This is a genomic window from Streptomyces sp. NPDC033270 (assembly GCF_055576575.1).
The window spans coordinates 186,460-191,265 of sequence record NZ_JBVIRA010000020.1 but is presented as its reverse complement, the minus strand read 5'-3'; the positions used below and the strand labels follow the sequence as shown (position 1 = coordinate 191,265).

Annotated in this window: 4 protein-coding genes; all 4 read right to left on the bottom strand. The window is 70.8% G+C overall.

Annotation, left to right across the window (positions count from 1 at the left end):
- Positions 1-168 precede the first annotated feature (168 nt).
- From ACZ5XZ_RS26265 to ACZ5XZ_RS26250, 4 genes are read right to left on the bottom strand one after another with little or no spacing between them, the layout of a single operon-like run.
- Positions 169-564 carry a cytidine deaminase gene (locus ACZ5XZ_RS26265; RefSeq protein WP_468982156.1) on the bottom strand — a complete coding sequence of 132 codons (396 nt, stop codon included), beginning with the start codon at positions 562-564 and terminating at the stop codon, positions 169-171.
- Positions 561-1,850, bottom strand: coding sequence for an ABC transporter permease (locus ACZ5XZ_RS26260; RefSeq protein ID WP_468982154.1), 1,290 nt, complete (start codon positions 1,848-1,850; stop codon positions 561-563). The genes ACZ5XZ_RS26265 and ACZ5XZ_RS26260 overlap by 4 nt, the downstream gene beginning before the upstream one ends.
- Complete coding sequence (locus ACZ5XZ_RS26255; protein WP_468982152.1) at positions 1,847-2,953, bottom strand: ABC transporter permease; 1,107 nt, start codon at positions 2,951-2,953, stop codon at positions 1,847-1,849. The genes ACZ5XZ_RS26260 and ACZ5XZ_RS26255 overlap by 4 nt, the downstream gene beginning before the upstream one ends.
- Entirely contained in the window at positions 2,950-4,578 is a 1,629-nt protein-coding gene (locus ACZ5XZ_RS26250; RefSeq protein ID WP_468982171.1) for an ABC transporter ATP-binding protein, read from the bottom strand. Before ACZ5XZ_RS26250 ends, ACZ5XZ_RS26255 begins: the two co-directional genes overlap by 4 nt.
- Positions 4,579-4,806 lie beyond the last annotated feature (228 nt).

Genomic DNA, 4,806 nt, shown 5'->3' with positions numbered 1-4,806 from the left:
GGGGGGGGGGTGGGGCTGGTACAACGCGGGGGGGGCGGGGGGGGGGGGGGGGGGGGGGGGGGGGGGGGGGGGGGGGGGGGGGGGGCGGGGGTGCCATGCCCTAAGGGGGCGATGGCACCCCTAGGGCCGTACGACTAGGAGCCGTCGCCTTCCTCGTCCGCCCCGCCCTCAGCCCCTCAGATGCCCCGGCCCGAACGCGTCCGGCAGTAGTTCCGACAGGGGCCGGATGCCCGCCTGGGTGTCCACCAGCAGGTCCGGGCCGCCGTGTTCGTACAGCAGCTGGCGGCATCGGCCGCAGGGCACGAGCGGTTCGCCGGCGCCGTCGACGCAGGTGAAGGCCGTGAGTCGGCCGCCGCCACTGGCGAACAGGGTGGAGATCAGGCCGCATTCGGCGCACAGGCCCAGGCCGTAGGAGGCGTTCTCGACGTTGCAGCCGGTGACGGTGCGGCCGTCGTCGACGAGGGCGGCGGCGCCGACGGGGTAGTCGGAGTACGGGGCGTAGGCCCGGGACATCGCGTCCCGGGCCTGCGCGCGCAGTGACTCCCAGTCGGGAGCTTGGTTCACTTGCCCTGGCCTCTTCGGTAGATCTTGCCGATCGCCTTCGGTGGCCGCAGCCGCTGCGCGGCCAGCGAGAGCACCAGCAGCGTAGCGATGTACGGGGCGACACCGACGATCTCCAGCGGGACCGTGTCTGTGGTGGCGTACCACAGGCCGAGCAGCGCGGCCGCGACCAGGCTGAGCACGGCCTGGGTGCGCTGCCCGCCGCGCAGCTTCCACAGCGCCAGGCCGACCAGCAGCACGGCCAGCAGGAGCAGCAGGGCGTGGACGGTGGGGCCGCCGCCACGCAGCTGGAGCGCGTCCATGAAGCCGAACAGGCCGGCGCCCATGGCGACGCCGCCCGGCCGCCAGTTGCCGAAGATCATGGTGGCGAGGCCGATGTAGCCGCGGCCGCCGGTCTGGCCGTCCTGGTAGATGTGGACGTAGATCGCCAGGAACGCGCCGCCGAGGCCGGCCAGTGCGCCGGAGACGAGCACCGCCGCGTACTTGTAGCGGTAGACGTTGACGCCCAGGGACTCGGCCGCGATCGGGCCCTCGCCGCAGGAGCGCAGCCGCAGGCCGAACGCGGAGCGCCACAGGACGTAGAAGGTGAGCACGAACAGGCCGGCGGTCACCACGGTCAGCCAGGAGACGTTGGTGACCAGGGAGCCGGCGATGCCGGCGGTGTCGGAGACCAGGAACCAGTGGTGCTGCTCGATGGAGTGCAGCCAGTCGGACAGGCCGGGGACGGTGAACGTCGGCATGTCCGGCATCGGCGGCGACTGCTTGTCGTTGCCGCCGGCCGCCGCGGCCGCGCTGCCGTCCGCGCCGAACCACAGCTTGGCCAGGAACTGGGTCAGGCCGAGCGCCATGATGTTGATGGCGACGCCGGAGATGATGTGGTCGACGCCGAAGGTGACGGTGGCGACGGCGTGCAGCAGTCCGCCGAGCGCACCGCCGACGACGCCGGCCAGCGCCGCGGCCCAGGGGCCGTGCTGCCAGCCGACCGCGCCCGCGGAGAAGGCGCCGAGCATCATCATGCCTTCGAGGCCGATGTTGATGACGCCGGAGCGCTCGGCCCACAGGCCGCCGAGGCCGGCCAGGCCGATCGGGACGGCGGCGTTGAGCGCGGCGATGTACTGGCCCGATTCGGTCAGGTTGTTGGCGCCGGTGACGATCCGCAGCAGGGACAGCAGGATCAGGCTGCCCGAGATGATCAGCAGGACCTTGGGGTAGCTGAGCCTGGCCCGGGCGGTCTTGGGCTTGTGGTGATGGGGGCTCTGGTCGACCGGAGCCGTGAGGTTCGTACTCACGAGGCCACCTCCGCCTTCTCGGTCTTGCGGGCCTGGGCGGCGAGCTCCTCGCCGACCTGCCGCTGCTGGAGTCTGAGGCCGTAGCGGCGCACGAGTTCGTAGGCGATGACGACGCACAGCACGATGACGCCCTGCATCACGCCGACGATCTCCTGCTCGTAGTCCTCGAACTCGAGCTGGGTGCCGGTGCGTTCGAGGAAGCCCCACAGCAGTGCGCCGGCGGCCATCCCGATCGGGTGGTTGCGGCCCAGCAGCGCGATGGCGATGCCGGTGAAGCCGATGCCGATGGGGAAGTCGGTGCCGTAGTTGTACGAGACGCCGAGCAGCGTCGGCATGCCGATCAGGCCGGCCGCGGCGCCGGACAGCAGCATGGAGGTGACGATCATCCGCTTGACGTTGACGCCGCCCGCCTCGGCCGCGGACTCCGACTGGCCCACGGTGCGCAGGTCGAATCCGAAGCGGGTGCGGCCCAGCACGAACCAGTAGACGAAGCCGACGACGACGGCGACGACGAGGAAGCCGTCGAGCGGAGCGGGCTGGGTGGGGATGGTGAAGAAGTGGCTGGAGGCCGGGAGGTTCGGCGTGTGGAAGAGGTTGCCGTCCTTGATCGCGAGCCGGCCGTCCTGGAGGAAGTAGCCGATGACGGCGGCCGCGATGGCGTTCAGCATGATCGTGGTGATCACCTCGCTGACGCCGCGGGTGGTCTTCAGCAGGCCCGCGATACCGGCCCAGACCGAGCCGACCAGCATCGCGACGATGATGATCAGCGGGATCTGCAGGAAGCCGGGGAGGGTCAGCGCACCGCCGACCACCGCGGCGAAGAACGCCGCGATGCGGTACTGGCCGTCGACTCCGATGTTGAACAGGTTCATCCGGAAGCCGATGGCGACGGCCAGCGCGGACAGGTAGTACGGGACCGCCTTGTTGATGATCCAGACCTGGCTGTCGCTCTTGGAGCCGAAGTCGGCCATCACCGTGTAGGCGTGGATCGGGTCCTTGCCGGTGGCCAGGATGATCACCGAGGTGATGGCCAGCGCCGCGACGATCGCCAGGACGGGCGCGGCGATGCCCAGGATCAGCTTGTTCTTGTCGAGCTTCTTCACTCGGACTCTCCCTCCTGGGACGAGCGCGGCTCCGAGTCTGCGGCGGTGTCGCTGTCGGAATGGGTCAGATGGCCGCTGGCGGCGCCGGTCATGGCCGAGCCCAGCTCCTCCGGGGTGATGGTGGCGGGGTCGGCGTCGGCGACGAGCCGGCCGCGGTACATCACCCGCAGCCCGTCGGACAGGCCGATCAGCTCGTCCAGGTCGGCCGAGATCAGCAGTACGGCGAGGCCCTCGCGGCGGGCGGTGCGGATCTGGTCCCAGATCTGCGCCTGGGCACCGACGTCCACGCCCCGGGTGGGGTGCGCGGCGATCAGCAGCTTGGGGTGGTGGCTCATCTCGCGGCCGAAGATCAGCTTTTGCTGGTTGCCGCCGGAGAGCGAGGCCGCGGTGACCTCGATGCCGGGCGTGCGCACGTCGTACTCGCGGACGATCCGCGCGGTGTCCGCACGGGCGGCCTTCAGGTCCAGCCGCCGGCCCTTGGCGTTGGGCTTTTCGGTGACATGGCCCAGGATGCGGTTCTCCCACAGGGGGGCTTCCAGCAGCAGGCCGTGCCGGTGGCGGTCCTCGGGGATGTAGCCGATGCCGTCCTCGCGCCGGGTGCGGGTGGGCAGATGGCTGATGTCGATGCCGTCCAGCGTGATGGTGCCGCTGTCGGGGTCGCGCATGCCCATGATGGCCTCGACCAGTTCGGCCTGGCCGTTGCCCTCCACGCCCGCGATGCCCAGGACCTCGCCCTTGCGGATGGTCAGCGACACGTCGTTCAGGACGGTGCGCTCGACTCCCTCCGCGTCGGCGGTGGCCAGGCTCAGCCCTTCGACCCGGAGCATCTCCACGTCCGTGACGGTGGACTCGCGGGTCTGCGGCGAGGGCAGCTCGCTGCCGACCATCAGCTCGGCGAGCTGCTTGGGCGTGGTCTCGCTGGGGACGACGGAGGCGACGGTGGTGCCGCGCCGGATGACGGTGATGTCGTCGGCGACCGAGAGCACCTCGCCCAGCTTGTGGGAGATGAAGATGACGGTCAGGCCCTCGGCCTTGAGCTCGCGCAGGTTGTCGAAGAGCGCGTCGACCTCCTGCGGGACCAGCACGGCGGTCGGCTCGTCGAGGATCAGGGTGCGGGCGCCGCGGTAGAGGACCTTGAGGATCTCCACGCGCTGGCGGTCGGCGACGCCGAGGTCCTCGACGAGGACGTCGGGGCGGACGCCGAGGCCGTAGCGGTCGGAGAGCTTGAGGATCTCGGCGCGGGCCCTGGTGCCGATGCCGTGCAGCTTCTCGCCGCCGAGAACGACGTTCTCCAGGACGGTGAGGTTGTCGGCGAGCATGAAGTGCTGGTGCACCATGCCGATGCCGCGGGCGATGGCGTCGGCCGGGCTGTGGAAGCTGACCCGTTCGCCGTCGATGCCGATGGTGCCCTCGTCCGGCTTCTGCATGCCGTAGAGGATCTTCATCAGCGTGGACTTGCCGGCGCCGTTCTCACCGACCAGCGCGTGCACGGTGCCGCGGCGGATGGTGATGTCGATGTCGTGGTTGGCGACGACACCCGGGAACCGCTTGGTGATCCCGCGGAGTTCCACCGCCGGTGCCGCGGCGGGGGCGCTGTCTGCCTGGGGACTGCTGGACGCTTTGATGGCGCACTCTCCTCGGGAGCAGGGAGTGGTAAGGAGGAGCGGGGAGGTGACGATATCGCGCCAACTCCACGCTACGCGCGTAGCGTTGACGCCGAAACATCGCCTGGCCGCCGGGTCGGTCCGGCGAACGGGCCGGGGGGGGGGGGGGGGTGGGTTTCCCCCCCCCCCCCCCCGGGGGGGGCTTGGGTGGGGGTGTTGTTTCCCCCCTCCCCGCCCCCGCAGAGTTCT